Genomic DNA, 20814 nt, shown 5'->3' with positions numbered 1-20814 from the left:
CAGCTGCTGGACAACCGCGCAATGCTACCTCACCACGCAGGGCCCCTGGCTCGCGCTCGTCGCGCCAGCCGGGGCCCTGCACACCACCGATGCGCCGTCGGGATCCGACCTGTCGGCCGGGCCGCCGCGAAGGGACGGGCGGACCCGACACGGCGGGCGGGCCGGCCAACCCGCCCCCGCGGGGTACCGCCGCCGGCAGCTAGACCCGCAGGTAGAAGCGGAGCGTCACCCAGGCGGTGATCGCGCTGACCAGACCGCCGACGGTCGCCATGAACGGCAACATCAGCAACACCGTGCCCCACCTGATCGGGGTCAACAGGTCGGTCAGGTCCCGTAGCGAGCCGTCGAGCAGGAAGATCTTGCCGAGGACGAGCGCGCCGAAGCCGATGATCGCGCCGAGCAGGCCGGCGACCACGGCCTCGAGGACGAACGGCGCCTGGATGAACCAGTTCGAGGCGCCGACCAGCTTCATGACCGCGACCTCGCGGCGCTTGCTGTAGGCGGCCACCTGGATCGTGTTCGCGACCAGCAGCAGGGCCGCGATCGCCATCACCGAGGCCGAGACCAGCGCCATGTTCTGGATCGCGCCGAGGATGTTGAAGATCTGCTCGAGGAGCCGACGCTGGTCGATGATGTCGTCGATCCCCTCCCGGTCCTTGTACTTGTCGAAGATCTGCTGGTACTGCTCGGGGTCGACGAGGTTGATCCGGAACGATTCGGGCAGCTTGTCCGCCTGGACCGCGTTGACCAGGTCGGGCGAGTCAGCGAAGAGCTCCTTGAACCGCTCGTACGCCTCTTCCTTGGTCTCGTGCTTGACCTTTCGGACCAGCGGATCGCTCTCCAGCTCCGTCTGCAGCTCGGCGCGCTGCTGATCGGTCACGGAGGCGTCAAGGAATATCGATACCTCAATGTCCTTGTAGTACGCGTCCTTCATCGCGTCGACCTGGAGGTACATCAGGCCGCTCGCGCCAAGCATCGTGAGGGAGACCGCCATCGTGATGATCATCGCGATGGTCATGGTCACGTTGCGCCACAGCCCGACCATTACCTCGGACAGGACGTATTTCAAGCGCATCGGGGGTTCCTTCCGGATCTCCGCTGGGGGTCGTTCGTCGTCGAATCAGCGCCGTCGGGGTTTCCCGACCCGGTCCGCTCAGCCGTAGACACCCCGGGCCTGGTCACGCACGATCCGACCGCTCTCGATCTCAATGACGCGCCGACGCATCTGGTTCACGATGTTGGAGTCGTGGGTGACCATCACGACCGTGGTGCCGGTGCGGTTGATTCGGTCGAGCAGGCGCATGATCTCGATGGACGTGTCCGGGTCGAGGTTCCCGGTCGGCTCGTCAGCCAGCAGGATCAGCGGCCGGTTGACGAAGGCCCGCGCCACCGCCACCCGCTGCTGCTCGCCGCCGGAGAGCTCGTGCGGGTAGCGGTGCTCCTTTCCGCCGAGCCCGACCAGCTCCAGCACCTCGGGTACGACCCGGCGGGCGACCGCCTTGGTCTTGCCGATGACCTCGAGGGCGAACGCGACGTTCTCGTACGCGGTGCGGTTGGGCAGCAACCGGAAGTCCTGGAAGACGCACCCAATCGTGCGGCGGAAGGTGGGAATCTTCCACGACCGCATCGAGGTGACGTCCTTGTTGTTCACGTAGACCCGCCCCTTGTTGGGGGTGATCTCGTGCAACAGCAGCTTGATGATCGTCGACTTGCCGGAACCGGAGGGACCGATGAAGAAGACGAACTCGCCCTTCTCGATCGAGACCGACACGTCGTCGAGCGATGGCCGGGACGCCTTGGGGTACGTCTTCGTCACGTGCTCAAGCTGAATCACGGGTGGTGAGTCTACGCGTCATAACGAAAAGGCCAAGCCCGGATCCCGGCCTGTCCGCCCGACATTTTGTGCCGATTTTGCACTGTGTTGATCCCCGTTTACACGTCGCACACGGGAACCGTCAGCAGTGGTCAACGGATCGCGTCGATGCCGACGCGAAACGTGTTCACACCGTCTCGCCGGCGAGCTGCCGCTGCTTGCGCCACCGGATTCCCGCCTCGATAAACGCGTCCAGGTCGCCGTCGAAGACCGCGGCCGGGTTGCCCGTCTCGTGCTCGGTACGCAGATCCTTCACCATCTGATACGGGTGCAGGACGTACGACCGCATCTGGTCGCCCCAGGAACCCGCGGCGTCCACCTTGAGTCCCTCCAGTTTGGCCTGTTCCTCCTGGCGCTTACGCTCCAACAGCCGGGCCTGGAGCACCCGCAGCGCGGAGGCCTTGTTCTGGAGCTGCGACTTCTCGTTCTGGCAGGTCACCACGATCCCGGTGGGCAGGTGCGTGATCCGCACCGCCGAGTCGGTGGTGTTCACGCTCTGCCCGCCGGGACCCGATGACCGGTAGACGTCGACCCGGATCTCGTTCTCCGGGATGTCGATGTGGTCGGTCTGCTCGACGACCGGCAGCACCTCCACCCCGGCGAAGCTGGTCTGCCGGCGGCCCTGGTTGTCGAAGGGGCTGATCCGGACCAGCCGGTGGGTGCCCGCCTCGACGCTGAGCGTGCCGTAGGCGTACGGGACCTTGACCGCGAACGTGGCGGACTTCAGCCCCGCCTCCTCGGCGTAGGAGGTCTCGTACACCTCGGTCGGGTAGCCGTGCCGCTCCGCCCAGCGCAGGTACATCCGCAGCAGCATCTCGGCGAAGTCGGCGGCGTCCACGCCACCGGCCCCGGCCCGGATCGCGACCAGCGCCTCCCGGGAGTCGTACTCACCGGAGAGCAGGGTCCGGATCTCCAACTCCTGGATCGCCTTCGTCAGGCCGCCGATCTCCGCCTCGACCTCGCTGAGCGCCCCGGCGTCCGCCTCCGCCTCGGCGAGTTCGAGCAGCACGCGGGCGTCGTCGAGCCGACCGCGCAGGCTCTCCAGCTTGGCGATCTCCCCGTTGACGTACGAGAGCTTGGAGGTCACCTCCTGGGCTCGGGCCTGGTCGTCCCAGAGATCCGGCGCGGAGGCCGCCTCCTCGAGCTCTGCCTTGCTCTGACGCAGCTTGTCGACATCGAGGACGGCCTCGATGTTGCGCAGGGTGGCGTCAAGGTCCTTCAGTTGGTCGGCGAATTCGGCAGCGGTCACGACAGTCAAGAGTACTGGTCGCCCAGCGGGTCGGGTCACCACGCCGACGGAGCGCGCCCGCGCGTCCGGCGGGCGTCCGCCGGGGCACCGGCCAGGCGTGGACGATCATCCGCCGCCCATGCGATGATCATGCCGGCGGATCACGGCCGATCATGCGCCGCGTCAGGGACGACCGTACGGCGGGTCCGGGACGATCACGCCGGCCGTCACGGCCGAACACGCGAGCCGATCGCGGACGATCACGCGACGAGTCGGGACCATCGTGCGCACGGCCACCGACGAGCGGACCGGAAACGCGGAGGGCCGGGCCGGCCACGACCGGCCGACGGCGGCGGCACCGGGGTGACCGCCCCACCGGCGAGCGACGTCCCACGCTGCCGGGTCCGGGGCTCCCCACGCCCGTCGCCGTGGATCAGGCGACAGGTGCGTTCTTCAGCCAGGAGAGCGCTGCCTTGTGGTACGCGACCGCGAACTCCAGCGCGGCCGCGCCGAACGTGTCCCCGGCCTTCCTCGCGTCCCGGGCCTGCTCCCGGGCCGAGGCGAGCGCCGCGGTGTGATACTCGTTCGCGCTGGTATAGAGGGCGCGCAACTGGCTGGCCGTGTGCTGCGGGCCGAAGGCGACCCGGAGCGCCGTCGGGTTGCGGATCGTGTCCTTCCCCGGCACCTCGGTGAGCCAGCGGGAAAATGTCCGTTTCCCAGCCGCGGTGATCGCGTACGGCTGGCTGGACCGGGGGCCGGGCTTGCCGAGCCGGACCAGACCCTGCTCGGCCAATACCGGCAACTCGCGGTAGACCTGGCTGCGCGTCATCGACCAGTACGGCGCCAGCCGCCGCTCGGCGGCGGCCATCAACTGACCGCCCGTCATCGGTCCTTCGTGGAGCAGCCCGAGCAGGGCTGCCGCAGTAGGGTTGATACCAACATCCGCCATGGCCTCCACGCTGCCACTTTGCCGCCGCCGCGTCCAGGATTTGCCACTATCCGCTGGTCAAGGTCTCCATTGTGCACTGTCGGTGGCAGACAGTCGGATGAGGACGATCGATAGATGAGCGCGCGGCGGCGCGGCCGGGAGGGCCGGCCGGAGCGAGGGCCGAGGTGGCTGCCGGCGACCGCGGACCCGAACCGCAAGGGGCGGATGGCGCGGCCTGTGCCAATTGGGGAGGTTAGTCCATTCTCGCCGCTTATGCGGGCATTTGCCGGAACCAGCTCCGGGGCCGCCCGGGCAACGGCGGCCCGAGACGTCGACCACGGTCCCGGCGGGCGCTCCCGCCATCGCCCGGCCGCGCCCGCCGTCGGCCCGCCCGTCCCCGGCCCCGGCCGGACCGACCCCCGCCTGCCGGTCGTCGCCCTGCCGCCCGCACCGACGGCCGCCGGGCGCCCCAGGCGGCCCCGGAGCAGGGACGGCCGGCGGGCCCGGCGGGCCGGTACGGACCACGCCGGGCCCGCCGGGCCGGGCGCGCGACGGGCGGGCCGAGGGAGCGGGTCAGCCCATGTGCGGGTAGCGGTGGTCGGTCGGCGGCACGAAGGTCTCCTTGATGGTCCGCGGCGACATCCACCGGATCAGGTTGTGCCAGGAGCCCGCCTTGTCGTTGGTGCCGCTCGCCCGTGCCCCGCCGAACGGCTGCTGGCCCACGACCGCCCCGGTGGGCTTGTCGTTGATGTAGAGGTTGCCCGCGGCGTACCGGAGCACCTCAATGGTCCGTTCGATCACGTACCGGTCGGTGGCGAAGATCGACCCGGTGAGGGCGTACGGCGCGATCGACTCCGCCTGCCGGACCACGTCGTCGTACCGGGCGTCGTCGAAGACGTGCACCCCGAGGATCGGCCCGAAGTACTCGGTGGTGAACGAGTCGTGTCCCGGGTCGTCGCACTCGAAGAGCGTCGGCCGGACGAAGTAGCCCACCGAGTCGTCGGCGGTGCCGCCGGCGATGATCCGGCAGGCGGGGTCGTTCGAGATCATGTCGAGCGCCGCGACGTGCCGGGCGAAGGCCTTCGCGTCGATCACCGCCCCGCCGAAGTTGGCGAAGTCCGTGACGTCGCCGTACGTCAGCCCGTCGGCGGTCGCGGCGAGCCGGTCACGGAGGCCGCCGTACCAGATGGACCGGGGCACGTACGCCCGGGACGCGGCGGAGCACTTCTGCCCCTGGTACTCGTACGCCCCGCGGATCAGCGCCGCGTGCAGCGCGTCGACGTCGGCGCTGGCGTGCGCGATCACGAAGTCCTTGCCGCCGGTCTCGCCGACCAGCCGCGGGTAGCCGCGGTAGTTCGCGATGTTCTCGCCGACCTGACGCCAGAGCTTCTGGAAGACCTTCGTCGAGCCGGTGAAGTGGATCCCGGCCAGGTCGGGGTCGGCGAGCACCACCTCGGAGACCGCGATCCCGTCCCCGGTGACCATGTTAATCACGCCGGGCGGGAGCCCGGCCGCCTCGAAGAGCCGCATGGTGAAGTGCGCGGCGAACTGCTGGGTCGGCGCCGGCTTCCAGACCACGGTGTTGCCAAGCAGCGCCGGCGCCGACGGCAGGTTGCCGGCGATCGCGGTGAAGTTGAACGGCGTGATCGCGTAGACGAAGCCCTCCAGCGGCCGGTGGTCGAACCGGTTCCACACCCCGGCCGCGGAGCGTGGCTGCTCGGCGAGGAGCTTCTGGGCGAAGGCGACGTTGAACCGTAGGAAGTCGATCAGCTCGCACGCGGAGTCGATCTCGGCCTGGATGACGGTCTTCGACTGGCCGAGCATGGTGGCCGCGTTGAGGGTGTCCCGCCACGGCCCGGAGAGCAGGTCGGCGGCGCGGAGGAAGATGGCGGCCCGCTCGGCGAAGGACAAACTACGCCACATCGGGGCAGCCTGCTTGGCGGCCGTCACCGCCGCCAGCGCATCCGCGTTGGTTGCGTTGTGGGTGACCCCCAGCACATGCTGGTGCCGGTGCGGCTGTACGACGTCGATCGCGGCACCCGCGCCCATCCGCTGCACACCGCCGATCGTCATCGGCAGGTCGAGCCGCTCGGCGGCCAGCTCGCCGAGCCGGCGTTGCAGGCTGTCCCGCTCGGCGCTACCGGGCGCGTAGTCGCGGACCGGCTCGTTGCGGGGCTCGGGTACGGAGAGAACGGCGTCCATGGTCTGCTCCTGGGCGATCTCGGCTTCGTCGGCGAAATCGGACCCGCCGGTGCCGGCCGGTCGGCCGGACACCCTGACCCGGCTCCCCGGGAGTGCCGGAGGATTCGGAGGCGGGACCCGGCCCCATCCTCCCACGGCCAGCCCGCCGTCCCCGCCCGCCGGACCACGTCGGGTGATCACTGCCTGGCCGGTGGTCACCCGACCGCCCACCGCGCCGCCGGGCGGCATCGGCCCGCGTCGACGCACGCCGGACCGTACCGCCGGTGGACGGATGCCCCGACCGGCCCGCGTACCCTGAGGACCTGGCGGTCGGGGTCCGCACACAGCCACCCTCGCCGCCCCGTCGACGCGGCCGGTCATCTGGTGAAGGGGAGACGATGACGAAGGAGTCCGGTACCACCGCGACCTCGGCCGCCGACCGGGAGGTCGGGTCGGCGCCGACCGCGACCCCGCCCGGCGCCCCCGCATTCGCGCCCGGAGCGGCGGTGCTCGCTCTGCTCGCCCTCGGCTGGCTCGCCGCGATGCTCTGGTCCGCCAAGGTCACGATCTCCTCCTCCGGGCTCGCGTCGATCGCGATCACCTCCACGGCGTACTCGCTGCCGGGGGTGATCTCGGCGAGCCTGGTCGGCGGGGCGGCCGTCAGTCTCACCCTGGCCAACCTGATGAGCCGGTTCGGCGTCCACCGGGCCACCCCCCGCTTCGCGGTGGCCGTGGCCGCCGGCCTGCTGACCGGCCTGCTCGCCGCGTTGGCGGTGACCCTCAGCTACGGCGAGGGTCGGGCGATCATGGTCCTCGCCGGTGCCACCGCCGCCGCGGCCACCCTCGGCGGGATCGCCGGTGGCCTCCGCAGCCCCCTGGTGGTGGCCGCGATCGTCACCGCCGGGCTGGGCGTCTTCGCGGTCACCTTCGCGTTGAGCTACTTCCAGGACCCGCTGTTGTCCCTGTACGGCGCGGGCGACGATCCGTCCCGGTCCTACTCGGCCCTCCAGTGGTTCCGCCGTACGTCGTCCCTGGCGAGCGGCCTGGTCGCCGGGCCCCTGGCCTTCGGCTACCTGCGGATCGCCGGACGACGCGTCGCCGGGCGGGTCTCCGGCAGCAGGCCGCTGCGCTGGCCGGCGTACCTCCTGGCGGGGGCGGGACCGGGTCTGCTGCTGCTCACCGCCGAACTCCTCACCCGGACGGCCGGGGCGGAGGTGCTGCGGATGGCCGGCGCGGTCAGTGAAATCGACCGTGGCGGGCAGGCCATCCTCGGCGACCAACGGTTCACCGCCGGCCTGACCGTCTTCTTCCTCGGCGCGTTCACCGCGCTCATCCTCTTCGGCCGGACGCTCGGCCCGGCCGGAGCGCCGGCGGTGGCGGACCCGTCCGGTCCGGTGGACGCCGACGAGGCGCCCACCGCCGGCCGCCGGGACGCGACACCGGACGGTGGCGCCGGCTCCGAGCGGGAGAGCGCGGAGAGCCCCACCGAGCCGGCGGCGACGGACGGGCCGGAACCCACCGGTGACCGCGACGCGGAAGCCGAGCACGACGAGTCGGCGACGGACGACAGGGGCGGCGCACCGACAGCGGACGACGCGGCCGGCTCCGCGGCGGAGGACTCCCCCGCCGACTCACCCGAGCCGGTCGCCGGGGCCGGCCGCTGAGGAGTACGGGCTCACGCGGCCGGGCCAGCCAGCGCGTCGAGCTCCGAGACGTCGTACCACTCCAGCTCGTGGTCCTCGACCCCGTCGACCGTGAACTGGGCGTCCGGGTCACCAGCCAGGGCCTGCTCGACCACGTCCACCGCCGCGGTCACGTCGTCGACCGCGTCGGCGCTGTCGACGTGGATCGCCGCGACGGCGGCGACGGCGACCGCCCCGGTCAGCCGTACCGTGCTGGAGCCGAGTTCCGGGTCGAGGCGGTGCACCTCCGGGGCGGGCAGGTCGGCGGAGACCACCACCCGGCGGCGGGGGGCCGTCGGATCGGCGCGGAGCAGCCGCAGCGCATCCTGAGCGGCCCGGGTGAAGGCGACGTACTCCAGCTCCTCCTCGTCACCCTCGGCGTACCACTCCCGCAACTCGGGGGTGACGGCGTGCGCCCGGGGCGCGACGATCCGCCCCGCACGGCGCAGGTCGGCGAGCATCGGCACGGTGGCCGGCACGTACACCCGGACGAGCTGTTCTGCCACAGCGATCTCTCCCGCTCGATGCCTGTCCGCGACAGTCGCCGTCGCGACCGCGCCGACCGTGGTCGGCGCGGATTCCCTGCTCCCCGCGACGGTAGTACACCGGACGGGAGTCGGCCGGCAGCGGATCCCGGCTCGGGCCGGTCGCGCGCCGGGCCCGCCGCCAGGAGCGGACCCATCGGCCGAGGCGACCACACCGCGATCGATGGCAAACTAAGGCAACAGCCGACACTCGGGAGTTCTCCGTGGAACCGAGGTTCCTGCTCTTGTCCGACGTCGCCGCCGAGCTGAACGTCTCGGACTCGCAGGTCTACCACATGGTCCGCAGTGGTGAGCTGCCGGCGATCAAGATCGGTGGACGGGGCCAGTGGCGGGTCGAGCGCGCCCGCCTGGAGGAGTACATCCAGCGCAAGTACGCCGAGACGGCCGAGTGGGTGGCCAGCAACCCCCTGGTCGACCGGGTTCCCGACTAGGTTTCCACATCCCCGTTCCGGCCCGACGTTCCTGTCGGACCCGCCGGCTAGGGTTCGGTCGTCGGCCGGACGCGGCGCTCGCCCGGTCGTCCGGCGGGTCTCGCGTCCGACCGGCCGGGGTCGACCCACTCGGCTTCGCGCACCCGATCCGGGTCCGCCCGCGCCAACGTCCTCCCACGTGCAGGGCACGATCCGGCCGCCGGCGATGCGTCAGCCGCAGCGTCGACGTCCCTGGTCCCGGCCGCGGTGTGCACGCCTGGTCCCGGCCGCGGTGTACGCGGCGGCGCCACCGCTGCGGTCACCGGCGGGGGAGGCGTCACGGTCGGCGCGCCCGGGGTTGATCCGTCGCGGTCCGAGACGCGGTGGCCCCGCACCGCGACGGGTGACGAGCTGGCGACGGTCGGACGCCCGACGCCGTACGGCATTGACGGGGAGCACTGAATCGGTTAGAAAGCTGTCGGAGGCAAACGGAAGCAAACGCACGATTGCGAAGGATCTCGGATGCCCGTCGGACGCACCCGGCCACCAGTCCGCCCTCCGGTGCGGCTACGCCCCGTTCCGCCTCTCGACCCGCCCTTCGACGACGAGTACGCCTCCGAAATCTGGATCGGCGGCCCGACCAGCACGGAGCTGGACGGGTTGCGTGTCCGGGCCGACGAGGCTGCCGTCCGGCCGGCCCGACGCGGCATGACGCCGGTCGGCGGCCCGGCCGGCGCGTCGGTCGTCGCCACCACCCGTGCCGGCGCAGCGGCCCCGGAGACGGGCCACCGGGTCCGGCCCGACCGCACGGTCCTGCCCTCCCGCCCCGGCCCGTGTCCTTCCGCGCCGGCCGACGAGACGTCGCCGGCGGCGGTGCTCGGGGTCATCGGGCCGAGCCCCGAGGCCGGGCGCGTGGCCCGGTTTTTCCTCTGCGGCTGTCTGGAGATCGTGAACGGCCGCCGCCCAGCCGGGCACATCCGGGCGCAGTGCGATCCCGCAGTGGCCCGCGGCGTGATGCACAAGCTGGTCGCGGCCGCCGCCCGGATCTCCGTCCGCTGCCCGGGCCAGCCCGCACCCATCGCCCGCCTCCAGCGGCTCCGGGTCTGCGAGCCGCGACCGGGGATCATCGAGGCCGCCGCCGTCATCAACGTGGCCGATCGGACCTGGGCGATGGCGTTCCGCATCGAGCGCCGCCGGGGCAGGTGGGTGGGGGTGTCGGTCGAGGTCATCATCTGAGGGCACCGCCCCACATCCGGCGGACCGGGGCGCAACCGGGAGGCGACCGGCCGGACCTGCGCCGACGGCGGGCGGAGACGCCGCGGCCCGGCCGCCGCAGGGGCGGGCCGGGCCGCGGGTGGTGCCGGAGGCCGACCGCGTCGAGCGCGGCCGGGTGTGCTGTCAGGCGGCGCCAGGCGCCCCGTGGCAGCGCTTGTACTTACGCCCCGAACCGCAGGGGCAGGGCGCGTTCCGCGAGGGGGCGTCGCCGCCGGTGACCTGGCCCGGAGCGGGACGCCGCGACGCGGACGGGGCGGGTGGGCCACCGACCCCGAGCGCCGGAGCGACCTGCTGCGGCCGCTCCACCGCGACTCCGCCGGTGGCCCCGGCCGCACCGTCGATGGTGGGCGCGGAGTACTGGAGGCTCTGGGTACGCGGGGCTTGGCCGAGCCCCTTGGCACGGATCTCCACCGGTGGCTCGGCCGCGGCCGGCGCCGCGACGGTGGCCTCCTCGGCGGCCGGGGCGGTGGCCTCCTCGGCGGCCGGGGCGGGGGCCGCCTCCTGGACCTGTACCTCCAGGTTGAAGAGGAAGCCGACGGTCTCCTCCTTGATGCCGTCCATCATCGTGGCGAACATGTCGTAGCCCTCGCGCTGGTACTCGACCACCGGGTCGCGCTGGGCGTACGCCCGCAGGCTGATGCCCTCCTGCAGGTAGTCCATCTCGTACAGGTGCTCGCGCCACTTCCGGTCGATGACCTGGAGCAGCACCATCCGCTCCAGTTGGCGCATCGCCTCGCTGCCCAGCTCCTCCTCGCGCCGCCGGTACGCCGCGAGAGCGTCCTCCTTGATCCGGGCAAGCAGGAAGTCGGCGTCCAGGTTGTTGCGCTCGCCGCCGGACTCCTCGACCAGGTCCTCGATGGTGACCCCGACCGGGTAGAGCTGCTTGAGGCTGGACCAGAGCTGGTCGAGGTCCGAGTCCTCGGCGTAACCCTCCGAGGTCGCCCCCGTCACGTACGCCGTCACCACGTCCTCGATCATGTGCCGGATCTGGTCGCTCAGGTCCTCCCCGTCCAGCACCCGCCTGCGCTCGGCGTAGATCACCTGGCGCTGCTTGTTCATGACCTCGTCGTACTTGAGGACGTTCTTGCGGATCTCGGCGTGCTGGCTCTCGATCTGCGCCTGGGCGCTCTTGATCTGCCGGGTGACCATCTTCGACTCGATGGGCACGTCCTCCGGGATGTTGAAGCGCTCCATCACGGCCTCGACCGCCCCGGCCCGGAACCGCTTCATCAGCTCGTCCTGCAGCGAGAGGTAGAAGCGGGACTCGCCCGGGTCACCCTGCCGACCGGACCGACCGCGAAGCTGGTTGTCGATCCGCCGCGACTCGTGTCGCTCGGTACCGAGCACGTACAGGCCGCCGACCGCGGCGACCTCCTCGGCCTCGGCCTCGCACGCCTGCTTCCACTTGGGGAGGACCTCCTCCATCGCCTTTGCGTAGTCCTCCGGGTGTTCCACCGGGTCGAGGCCGCGCTGGCGCAGCTCGTTCGCGGCCAGGAACTCGGGGTTGCCGCCGAGCAGGATGTCGGTGCCCCGGCCGGCCATGTTGGTCGCCACCGTCACCGCGCCCTTTCGCCCGGCCTGGGCGACGATCTCGGCCTCCTTGGCGTGGAACTTGGCGTTGAGAACGGCGTGGGGGATGCCCCGTCGGCGCAGCAGCTGGGAGAGGATCTCGCTGTTCTCCACCGACACCGTGCCGACCAGCACCGGCTGGCCCACGGCGTGCCGCTCGGCGATGTCCTCCACCACCGCGTTGAACTTGGCCCGCTCGGTCTTGTAGATCACGTCCGGCCGGTCGATCCGGATCATCGGACGGTGGGTCGGGATCGTGACGACGCCGATCTTGTAGACCTTGCTGAACTCGCTGGCCTCGGTCTGGGCCGTACCGGTCATACCGGACAGCTTGTCGTAGAGGCGGAAGTAGTTCTGGAGCGTGATCGTGGCAAGAGTCTGGTTCTCCTGCTTGATCTCCACGCCCTCCTTGGCCTCGATGGCCTGGTGCATGCCCTCGTTGTAGCGGCGACCGTGCAGGATCCGGCCGGTGAACTCGTCGACGATCAGGACCTCGCCGTCGCTGACGATGTAGTCCCGGTCGCGCTTGTAGAGTTCCTTGGCCTTGATCGCGTTGTTCAGGTAACCGACCAGCGGGGTGTTCACGGACTCGTAGAGGTTGTCGATGCCAAGCCGGTCCTCGACCTTGGCCACGCCGCGCTCGGTCACCGCCACGGTCCGCTTGGCGTAGTCGACCTCGTAGTCGCCCTCGCCGTCCTTGCCGGGCTGGAGCCGCTCCACCAACCGGGCGAACTCCCGGTACCAGCGGACGGAGTGCTCGGCCGGGCCGGAGATGATCAGCGGCGTCCGGGCCTCGTCGATCAGGATCGAGTCCACCTCGTCCACGATCGCGAAGTTGTGCCCCCGCTGCACCAGGTCGTCCTTGCTCCAGGCCATGTTGTCCCGGAGGTAGTCGAAGCCGAACTCGTTGTTGGTGCCGTACGTGATGTCGGCCTGGTAGGCGGCCCGATGCTCGGCGGCCGGTCGGTTCGGCAGGATCACCCCGACGGTCAGGCCGAGAAACTCGTGCACCCGACCCATCCAGGCGGCATCCCGCTCGGCCAGGTAGTCGTTCACCGTCACCACGTGCACGCCCTTGCCGGAGAGGGCGTTCAGGTAGGCCGGCAGCACGGCGGTCAGGGTCTTGCCCTCCCCCGTCTTCATCTCGGCGATGTTGCCGAAGTGCAGCGCCGCGCCACCCATGATCTGCACGTCGTAATGCCGCTGGCCGAGCACCCGGGACGCCGCCTCGCGTACCGTGGCGAACGCCTCGGGCAGCAGGTCGTCGAGGGTCTCGCCGTCCGCCAGCCGCTGCTTGAACTGGTCGGTCATGCCGCGCAGCTCCGCGTCGGTGAGGTTGACGTAGTCGTCCTCGATCGAATTGACGGCAGCGGCGATCGCCTTGAGTCGGCGCAGCATGCGCCCCTCGCCCGCGCGAAGGACCTTTTCCAGAATCGACACGGATCAACGCTCCCCTAGACAGTCTGCCGAACCATCGTAGGCGCATCACCGGCCTCATCGTCAGTCGCGGCGGCGGCCAGGTTCGCCGAACCGGACGTTCCGCCCCTCCCGCGCTCCATCGGCACGGCACATTCGGTGACGTCGAGCGCGAGCCGGCTGAGAGCATGCCAGGGTGAGCACCGGGGAGACGGTGAAGCGGACGAACCAGACCGACCAGGGCGACGCCGTACGCATCGTCGAGGAGGGGCTGCTGCTACGCCCCTGGCGCCCCGAGGACGCCGAGGACGTCTACCGGGCCTGCCAGGATCCGGACATCCAGCGCTGGACGACCGTGCCGACGCCGTACCGGAGGGAGGACGCCACCCGGTTCGTCACCGAGCTCTCCCCCCGGGCCTGGGCGGCCGGCACCGGTGCCCCGTTCGCGGTCTGCGACCCCAGGACCGGCGAACTGCTCGCCTCCTGCGGGCTGATCAGCATCGACCCGGTCCTGCGTTCGGCCGAGGTGGGCTACTGGACGGCACCGTGGGCCCGGGGCCGCGGCGTCGCCACCCGGGCCACCCGGGCGGTCTGCCGGTGGGCGTTCCGGGAGCGGGGCCTGCGGCGGGTCGTCTGGCAGGCCGAGGTCGGCAACCACGCGTCTCGCCTGGTCGCGCTCCGCGCCGGTTTCCGGATCGAGGGACTGCTCCGGCTCGCCGACCCGCACCCGCGCGGCGTCGCCGACGGCTGGATCGGTTCCCTGCTCCCCGCCGACCTCGCCGACGCGAGGGCGGCCCGGGACCGGGCCGGACCCCGCTCGCTGGAGGCACGGCGGGCCAGCGTCTTCGGCGCCCCCCAGCCCGTGCTCTTCGCCCGGAGCGCGGCCGGGACGGAACTTCGGCTCCGCCCGCTCGACGAGGGCGATCTCGATCCGATCGTCCGGACCTGTCGGGACCCGGAGACGCTCCGCTGGACGAGCGTTCCGGACCCGTACCAGCGCTCGGACGCCGAGTACTTCGTGCGGGAGCACGCCCCGGCGGTGTGGCGCCGGGGCGGCGGGGCGGCGTTCGCCATCGTCGACGACGCCGACGCGTACGCCGGGGTCGTGGAGTTGCGGGTGTCACCCACCGATCCCCTCGTGGCGGACCTGGGCTTCGTGGTGGCGCCGTGGGCCCGGGGCCGGGGCTACTGTCCGGCGGCGGTGGTCGCGGTCTGCACCTGGGGATTCACCGCCCTCGGCCTCGCCCGGATCGAGTGGCGGGCCCACGTGGGCAACACCCGCTCCCGACGGGCCGTCGAGAAGGCCGGCTTCCGCCTCGAGGGCACGGCAAGGCACGCCCTCGACCTGCGGGGCACCCGTACGGACGCCTGGGTCGCCGCCCTGCTCCCGGACGATCTGGGCATCGCCACCGACGCCGGCTGAGCCCGGTCGACGCGCCGCCGGCGGCGGGGTGCTCCCCACGGGGTACGGGACACCGCCGCAACCCGGTGGGGAGCCGCCGCAGGTCAGGCCGCGAGGGTGATCATGCCGTAGTCGTAGCCCTTGCGCCGGTAGACGACGCTGGGGCGGCCCGAGTCCTTGTCCAGGAACAGATAGAAGTCGTGTCCGACGAGTTCCATCTGGAACAGCGCGTCGTCGACGGTCATCGGCTCGGCCGGGTGCACCTTCCGGCGGGCGATGTGCCCGGGTCGCGTGTCGGCGTCGTCCTGGTACCCGTCGTCCTGGTACCCATCGAGGTCGGGCTCGTCGAGGTCGGGCTCGGCTCGGGTCAGGGTGGCCACGGAAGAGTCGCCGACCCCGTCGACCGGCAGGTTGGCGGTGGCGGCGGCGACGGAGATCGGGGCGTGCCGGCCACGGTGGACACGGCGGCGGTCGGCGGCCCGACGCAGCCGGGTGTCGAGTTTGGCGATAGCGGCGTCGAGCGCGCAATAGAAGTCCTTTGCGCACGCCTCCGCGCGCACCACGGGCCCACGGGAAAAGCAGGTGATTTCTATACGCTGGCAGTGATCAGACTGTCGCGGATTGCGTTCGTGAAAAAGCTCCACGTCGACCCGAACAAGCTTGTGATCGTAGCGCTCGATCTTTGCGAGCTTCTCGGCGACGTGAATCCGGTAATGCTCCGGTACTTCGACGTTGCGGCCCTTGACCACGAGATCCATGCGTTGACCTCCCTGCACTGTCGGAGAGTCGTGCAGAAACGCGATCCCGGTCAGCCCGCCCCCTGGAAGTCCATTCGGCCCGACCGGATCGCTGCCGTAGCGCCTCCTTCCAGGTGCCCCTGGGGGAAGGAACACCCCTCGTACCCCCGGTAAACAAGACGCTAACTCCTGTCGGCGCGATAGTCACCCCACGCGGCAAGACCACATTCGAGAAGGTTCCGTCAGACCGCGATTGGGTGAATGCAACGATGCGCAGCGTCAACCCGACGACGCCACCGGCAACGCGTCGGTCACCCTGCGTGGCACCATCGCGCCACACCCGACGGGGTCCGGAACGCGCCGTGGGCGCTCGACCCGGCACGGGGGCGCCGGTCAGCCGCGTCCGTCGCCCGGTCCCGGCGCCGGCGCGGTGCCGCCCGGTCTCCGCCGGACGGTGGCGGCGAGCACCGCCGCGGCGGACACCGGGATGCCGGCACCGGCCAGCGACCGGGTGATCGCGGCGAGGGTGGCGCCGGTGGTCACGATGTCGTCGACCACCACCACGGTGCGGCCGGCCGCGGCCCGGCGGGCCGCCGGCACCCGCCACTCCCGCGTCCGGAACGCCGCGGCCGCCGCCGCGGCCCGGCCGGCGCTGTCCAGGGTGGCGGAGTCCGGTCGGGGCAGCGCCCGCAGCGGGGACGCGACCGCGACCGGCCACCCGGCCGCCCGCAGCCGGACGGCCGCGTGCCGGGCCAGCCGGCGCAGGTGGTCGCCGTACCGGGCCCGCGCCGCCCGCGCGGTCGCCGGCACCGGCACCAGCAGCACCGGGCCTCTCGGGCCGACGGCCTCCGCCACCACCTCGGCCAGCAGCCGGCCCAGCGGCCGAGCCAGCCCGTGCCGGCCCCGTTCCTTGTACGACAGCAGCGCCTCGCGCACCACGCCGTGGTAGGCACCGAGCGCCACGCAGTCGGGAAGCCCCGGCGGCGCGGGTGTCGGACGTACCCGAGTGGGCCGCAACGCCGCGAGTTCGGCCGCGCAGGCCGGACAGACCCCCTGCCGCAGCGGCAGCCGGGCACCCCGGCACCCGGCGCACTCGGCGGGCAGCACCAGGTCCGCCAGGTCGGCCCAGGTCTCCGCCCACACGTCGTGGCCGACCGTCAGAAGAGGTAGAACGGCGCGGTGGGGGTCCCCGACCCGGGTGGGAGGCCCTCCGCCCCGGGGACGACATGCTCCCGGCCAATCGGCATCCCGGACACGTACGCCACCTCGTTGGCCTCGTACAGCGCCGGGGCGAGGGCGGGGAGCTCCGGGTTGCCCGGGTACGCCGCCAGGTGGGTGACCGGGGCGCCGATGTCGGTGACCTCCTCCGACTCCTGGGTCCCGTCCACGTTGAGCTTGTGGATCGCCGCCCGGCCGTTCCCCTTCACCCCCGCCACCACGAGGGAGTTCTCGCCGAACCAGTCGACGGCGGAGAGGTCGCGCAGCGAGGTCGGCAGCCGACGGGACGGACCGACGCTGAGGGCACCGTCGACGCTGCGCACCGCCGCGACGTACAGACCGCCGCCGGAGATGAAGGCGATCCGGTTCCCCTCCAGCGCCGCGCCCACGGCGGTCACCGGACCGGACACCCCGGGCAGCCGCACCCGGGTCAGCGCGGCGTCGTCAACGCCGAACTCGTAGAGCTCGCCGTCGGCGACGACCAGCCCGATCGGACCGGCATCGCCCGCGGTCCGCAGCCACACCGGCCGCCCCATGGCGGCGAAGGACTTCCCGTCCCGAACGTCGCGCACCATGCCGACGCCCGCACCGGTACGCAGCCGCAGTGCCTTCCCGTCCCGCGTCACCAGGGCCGCCGCCACCGTCGTGCCGTCCCGGCTCAGGGCCGCCGAGACGACGTCCCGGTTCACCTCCGGCGCGATCGGCACCGGCTGCTCGTCGCCCGAACCCTGGAGTGGATAGACCTTGCCGCCGAGCACCCCGAACCGGGCCGGCGGGTCGCCGAGGCCGTAGAGGGGGTGGTTCCGCCGCCAGTCCTCGGCGACCGCGACCCTGCGGCTCTGGTTCTGGATCTTCAGTTCCAGCTCGTTGTCGAGCAGCGGGTTGGCCCACAGCGACCAGACGATCTGCTGGAAGAGCTTGTCGAGGTCGTCGTCGGTGTCCAGCGCCCCGGCCTTGACCGAGAGGTTCACCTCGAGGCGTCCCCCCTCCTGGGGGGCGGGAACGTTGCCGAGCGGACCCGTGCCGTCCGGCAGCCGTACGGCGCACGTCCCCAGCCAGTCCGCCGGCCCCCCGATCAGCCAGTTGAGCACCTCGGTGGCCTGTCGCTGCACCGGCACGGTCCGGGGCAGGTAGCGCAGGTCGGGCACCAGCGCGTCGCGGTTGGCGTTCCAGAAGTAGATGGTGTGCTCGCGGTAGTACGTCCCCAGGGCTTCGTCGGTCATCAGCAGCACCGGCGGCGGGTCCAGGACCCAGAGCCCACCACCCGTACCCGGGTCGGTCGGCCTCCGGCCCACGGTGAACGTGTACGAGGTCTCCGTGGCGACCGGCTCCCCGACCGACCCGTTCGCCCGCAGAACCCCGACCTGCTGCACATGCTCAATGGTGATCGAGCTGGTGCCGTCGTTGTTCCGGGTCACCAGCGGCGGCGCGTCCAGCCGGATGATGTTGACCTCGTTGCCCGGCTGCGGGACGAGTCGCTTCTCCTCCACGATGTAGTCATTGAACCGCTCGTAGGCCCCGTCCGGCTCGCCGGCGGCGGCGGCCAGGAAGTCCTCGGCGAAGGCCAGCGGGTCGCTGCTGCTCTCCACCCGGCTCCGCGGCGGCTTGCCCGTCCCGTCGGCCCGCGCCGTCTCCGCCTGGGGCCCCGGGCCGTCGACCCGGACCTCGGTCTCGTTCGGAATCCCGCAGGCGGCCACCGCCGCGAGGACGGTCGCGGCGACCAGTACGGAGGGGAACCGTCGCGTCATCGCGTCACCTCGCTCGGTCCGGCCTCGACCGGAGCCCTCGGCCCCGCCGGCCGGGTCGGCGTCCACCCCGGGCCGCTGGGCGCGGTCCGGTCCGGTGCCTCGGCCCGCTCGGCGGCGCCGGCCCCGGGTGCGCCGTCCGACCCGCTGGTGGCCGGATCCGGGCCGGTAACCGACTCCGGCCCGCCGCTCGGCTGCGTTCCACCGACCAACTCGGACCGGCCGGTCGACTCCGACCCGCCGACCGCCTCCGGCGCGTCGGCCGGCACCAGTCGGAGCGGCGACGAGGTCAGCCGGTCTCCGGCCCGGGTCGGCAGGGTGAGCCGGAACTGGGCGCCATGGCCCGGCGCGCCCCACGCCTCGAGCCAGCCGCCGTGCAGCCGGGCGTCCTCCAGGCTGATCGACAGCCCCAGGCCGGTCCCACCGGTCTGTCGCGCCCGCGACGGGTCGGCGCGCCAGAAACGGTTGAAGACCAGCTTCTCCTCGCCGGGCTTCAGACCCACCCCGTGATCCCGGACGGTGATTGCCACCGCGGTCTCGTCGGCGCCCAGGACCACCTCCACCGGCTTGCCGACGCCGTGCTCCACGGCGTTGCCGAGCAGGTTACGCAGGATGCGTTCGACCCGGCGCGGGTCGACCTCGGCGATCACCGGAGCGTCCGGCACGGTCACCCGCAACGGCGCCCGACACTGCCGGGCCAGCGGCTCCAGCTGGTCGACCACCCGACGCACCACCGGTACCAGGTCGGTGGGCTCGGCGTCGAGCATCGCGAAGCCGGCATCGAACCGGCTGATCTCCAGCAGGTCGGTGAGCAGGTCCTCGAACCGGTCGAGTTCGGCGTGGAGCAGTTCGGCGGTGCGGGTGACCGCCGGATCGAAGCTGTCCCGCTCGGCATAGATGAGATCCGCCGCCATCCGGACGGTGGTGAGTGGGGTCCGCAGCTCGTGGGAGACGTCCGAGGTGAACCGCCGCTGGAGCCGGGACATCTCCTCCAGCCGGACGATCTGGCGCTGCAGGTTCGTCGCCATCTGGTTGAACGACGCGGCGAGCATCGCCAGGTCGTCCTCGCCGTTGACCACCATCCGCTGGTCGAGCAGTCCCGCAGACAGTCGTTGCGCCGTCCGGGCGGCGACCCGTACCGGGTTGACCACCATCCGGGTGACCAGGCCGGAGAGCAGCCCGAGCAGGAGGACCAGCGCGAACCCGGTCGCCAGGACGGTGGAGCGCGCGCCGGTGGCGATCTGGTCCCAGCGGGTCAGCGGGACGAAGTAGTAGAGCTGGACCTGCCCGAACCGGGTCGGGACCGGCGAACCGTAGATCAGGTACTTCGTGGGCGTACCGGTGCCGAACGGGTCGCCGGTGCGGATCTGGTCGGCGACGTGCCCGCTCTCGACCTGGTGCCTCAGCTCGGCGCTCAGCATGTCGTTCACGTCGACCTGCGGCGAGGTCGCCGGTACGACCCCGGGGGCGCTGGCCCGCAGCGTCACGACGACGCCCCCGAGCTGGGCCGGGTCACCGCCGGCCAGATAGTTGACCGTGTTCTCGAAGGTGGCCTTGAGCCCCTGCTCCGAGGGCGTGGTGTGGTTGCTGAGCTGCTTCGCCGCGTACTCCTGGCCGTCGGAGAGCCGCCCCTCGACGTCCCGCCGGGCATTCTCCAGCACGATGTCGGTGATGTTGTGCACGACCAGGTAGGCGAAGCCGCCGACCAGCAGGCTCGACGCGACCAGGGTGATGGTCACGACCCGGACCTGGAGGGACCGGCGCCACGTCCGGCGCAGACCGGCCGCCACCACCGCCGCCCGGGCCGCCGCCGCGCGCCACAGGCGCCGCCCGGCAGGTATCGCACGGGCGGCCAGTACGAAGGGCGAGGTCAGGGTACGGACCACGATGCAGCCAGGCTATCCGGTACCCGCCTTGTAGCCGACGCCCCGCACGGTCAGGATGACCTCGGGTCGTTCAGGATCCGGCTCGATCTTGGCCCGCAGCCGCTGCACGTGCACGTTGACCAGCCGGGTGTCGGCGGCGTGCCGGTAACCCCACACCTGCTCGAGCAGGACCTCGCGGGTGAAGACCTGGCGCGGCTTGCGGGCCAGGGCCACCAGCAGGTCGAACTCGAGCGGGGTCAGCTTGACCTCCTGACCGTCCCGAGTGACGGTGTGCGCCGGCACGTCGATGCTGATCTGGTTGCCGGGCGGGCCGATGGTCAACAACTCGGGGGCGGCGTCCTCGCCCCGACGCAGCCGGGCCCGCATCCGGGCCACCAGTTCCTTGGGCTTGAACGGCTTCACCACGTAGTCGTCCGCGCCCGACTCCAGCCCGAGCACCACGTCGACGGTGTCACTCTTGGCGGTGAGCATGACGATCGGGACCCCGGACTCGGCCCGGATGGCCCGGGCCACGTCGATTCCACTCATGCCCGGCAGCATGAGGTCGAGCAGGACGATATCGGGCCGGTTCTCCCGGAACGCCGTCAGCGCCCGTTCGCCGTCGGCGACGAAGGACGGCAGGAACCCCTCACTCCGCAGCACGATGCCGAGCATCTCGGCGAGTGCGGGGTCATCGTCGACGACCAGTACCCGGGCTCTCATGGAACTAATCTTCCACC

General features: G+C 71.8%; 15 protein-coding genes and 2 pseudogenes. 4 read left to right on the top strand and 13 right to left on the bottom strand.

Going from position 1 to position 20814, the window contains the following annotated elements; translation table 11 throughout:
* Window positions 1-199: 199 nt before the first annotated feature.
* The 5 genes from ftsX to pruA all read right to left on the bottom strand — a co-directional run bounded on the left by ftsX (window position 200) and on the right by pruA (window position 6231).
* Window positions 200-1075 carry a permease-like cell division protein FtsX gene (ftsX, locus tag EF879_RS12405; RefSeq protein WP_123557951.1) on the bottom strand — a complete coding sequence of 292 codons (876 nt, stop codon included), beginning with the start codon at window positions 1073-1075 and terminating at the stop codon, window positions 200-202.
* A gap of 78 nt (window positions 1076-1153) precedes the next feature.
* On the bottom strand, window positions 1154-1834 hold the full coding sequence (gene ftsE, locus EF879_RS12400) for a cell division ATP-binding protein FtsE (RefSeq protein WP_123557948.1): 681 nt from the start codon (window positions 1832-1834) through the stop codon (window positions 1154-1156).
* 166 nt (window positions 1835-2000) lie between these two features.
* Window positions 2001-3122, bottom strand: a complete 1122-nt coding sequence (gene prfB, locus EF879_RS12395; RefSeq protein WP_123557946.1) for a peptide chain release factor 2 — start codon at window positions 3120-3122, stop codon at window positions 2001-2003.
* A 412-nt stretch (window positions 3123-3534) separates the two neighbouring features.
* A complete protein-coding gene (locus EF879_RS12390; protein WP_123558432.1) occupies window positions 3535-4050 on the bottom strand; it encodes a PadR family transcriptional regulator in 516 nt (171 codons plus the stop codon).
* A 552-nt stretch (window positions 4051-4602) separates the two neighbouring features.
* The gene (gene pruA / locus EF879_RS12385) at window positions 4603-6231 is read right to left on the bottom strand and encodes an L-glutamate gamma-semialdehyde dehydrogenase (RefSeq protein ID WP_123558430.1); all 1629 of its coding nucleotides are present in this window, start codon (window positions 6229-6231) and stop codon (window positions 4603-4605) included.
* 377 nt (window positions 6232-6608) lie between these two features.
* Between pruA and EF879_RS12380 the strand changes: the two genes are divergently transcribed.
* The gene (locus EF879_RS12380) at window positions 6609-7874 is read left to right on the top strand and encodes a hypothetical protein (protein WP_199736340.1); all 1266 of its coding nucleotides are present in this window, start codon (window positions 6609-6611) and stop codon (window positions 7872-7874) included.
* Between the two features lie 11 nt (window positions 7875-7885).
* On the opposite strand, the gene EF879_RS12375 is transcribed toward EF879_RS12380, so the two are convergent.
* A complete protein-coding gene (locus tag EF879_RS12375) occupies window positions 7886-8353 on the bottom strand; it encodes a hypothetical protein (protein ID WP_370375494.1) in 468 nt (155 codons plus the stop codon).
* Between the two features lie 287 nt (window positions 8354-8640).
* Here EF879_RS12375 and EF879_RS12370 point away from each other — a divergent pair, with 287 nt between their 5' ends.
* Together EF879_RS12370 and EF879_RS12365 are read left to right on the top strand one after the other, a co-directional pair.
* Entirely contained in the window at window positions 8641-8868 is a 228-nt protein-coding gene (locus tag EF879_RS12370; RefSeq protein WP_123557941.1) for a helix-turn-helix domain-containing protein, read from the top strand.
* Window positions 8869-9369: 501 nt separating this feature from the next.
* Complete coding sequence (locus EF879_RS12365; protein ID WP_148086417.1) at window positions 9370-10083, top strand: Rv3235 family protein; 714 nt, start codon at window positions 9370-9372, stop codon at window positions 10081-10083.
* 162 nt (window positions 10084-10245) lie between these two features.
* Here EF879_RS12365 and secA read toward each other — a convergent pair whose 3' ends face one another.
* On the bottom strand, window positions 10246-13131 hold the full coding sequence (secA, locus tag EF879_RS12360; RefSeq protein ID WP_123557937.1) for a preprotein translocase subunit SecA: 2886 nt from the start codon (window positions 13129-13131) through the stop codon (window positions 10246-10248).
* Window positions 13132-13303: 172 nt separating this feature from the next.
* Between secA and EF879_RS12355 the strand changes: the two genes are divergently transcribed.
* Window positions 13304-14530 (top strand): GNAT family N-acetyltransferase, encoded by a 1227-nt coding sequence (locus tag EF879_RS12355; protein ID WP_233604399.1) that lies wholly within the window; start codon window positions 13304-13306, stop codon window positions 14528-14530.
* 83 nt (window positions 14531-14613) lie between these two features.
* Here EF879_RS12355 and EF879_RS28810 read toward each other — a convergent pair.
* The 6 genes and pseudogenes from EF879_RS28810 to mtrA form a co-directional block, all read right to left on the bottom strand.
* A pseudogene (locus EF879_RS28810) lies at window positions 14614-14799 on the bottom strand (sigma 54 modulation/S30EA ribosomal C-terminal domain-containing protein); the annotation flags it as partial.
* Between the two features lie 108 nt (window positions 14800-14907).
* A pseudogene (gene hpf, locus EF879_RS28805) lies at window positions 14908-15267 on the bottom strand (ribosome hibernation-promoting factor, HPF/YfiA family); the annotation flags it as partial.
* 372 nt (window positions 15268-15639) lie between these two features.
* A complete protein-coding gene (locus EF879_RS12345; RefSeq protein ID WP_123557933.1) occupies window positions 15640-16389 on the bottom strand; it encodes a ComF family protein in 750 nt (249 codons plus the stop codon).
* Window positions 16390-16403: 14 nt separating this feature from the next.
* On the bottom strand, window positions 16404-18212 hold the full coding sequence (locus tag EF879_RS12340) for an LpqB family beta-propeller domain-containing protein (protein WP_123557931.1): 1809 nt from the start codon (window positions 18210-18212) through the stop codon (window positions 16404-16406).
* Window positions 18209-20095 carry an MtrAB system histidine kinase MtrB gene (gene mtrB, locus EF879_RS12335; RefSeq protein WP_199736338.1) on the bottom strand — a complete coding sequence of 629 codons (1887 nt, stop codon included), beginning with the start codon at window positions 20093-20095 and terminating at the stop codon, window positions 18209-18211. Before mtrB ends, EF879_RS12340 begins: the two co-directional genes overlap by 4 nt.
* A 12-nt stretch (window positions 20096-20107) precedes the next feature.
* A complete protein-coding gene (gene mtrA, locus EF879_RS12330; RefSeq protein ID WP_123557929.1) occupies window positions 20108-20797 on the bottom strand; it encodes an MtrAB system response regulator MtrA in 690 nt (229 codons plus the stop codon).
* Window positions 20798-20814: the final 17 nt, after the last annotated feature.

Source organism: Micromonospora sp. HM5-17 (assembly GCF_003762835.1).
Taxonomy (GTDB): domain Bacteria; phylum Actinomycetota; class Actinomycetes; order Mycobacteriales; family Micromonosporaceae; genus Plantactinospora.
This window is presented reverse-complemented; position numbering and strand designations above follow the sequence as displayed.

Coding starts and splice junctions, on each gene's coding strand:
- EF879_RS12375 (WP_370375494.1), bottom strand. CDS start 8,353: ATGCTCGCCGACCTGCGCCGTGCGGGGCGGATCGTCGCGCCCCGGGCG.
- EF879_RS12340 (WP_123557931.1), bottom strand. CDS start 18,212: ATGACGCGACGGTTCCCCTCCGTACTGGTCGCCGCGACCGTCCTCGCG.
- pruA (WP_123558430.1), bottom strand. CDS start 6,231: ATGGACGCCGTTCTCTCCGTACCCGAGCCCCGCAACGAGCCGGTCCGC.
- EF879_RS12380 (WP_199736340.1), top strand. CDS start 6,609: ATGACGAAGGAGTCCGGTACCACCGCGACCTCGGCCGCCGACCGGGAG.
- EF879_RS12390 (WP_123558432.1), bottom strand. CDS start 4,050: ATGGCGGATGTTGGTATCAACCCTACTGCGGCAGCCCTGCTCGGGCTG.
- mtrA (WP_123557929.1), bottom strand. CDS start 20,797: ATGAGAGCCCGGGTACTGGTCGTCGACGATGACCCCGCACTCGCCGAG.
- ftsX (WP_123557951.1), bottom strand. CDS start 1,075: ATGCGCTTGAAATACGTCCTGTCCGAGGTAATGGTCGGGCTGTGGCGC.
- EF879_RS12365 (WP_148086417.1), top strand. CDS start 9,370: ATGCCCGTCGGACGCACCCGGCCACCAGTCCGCCCTCCGGTGCGGCTA.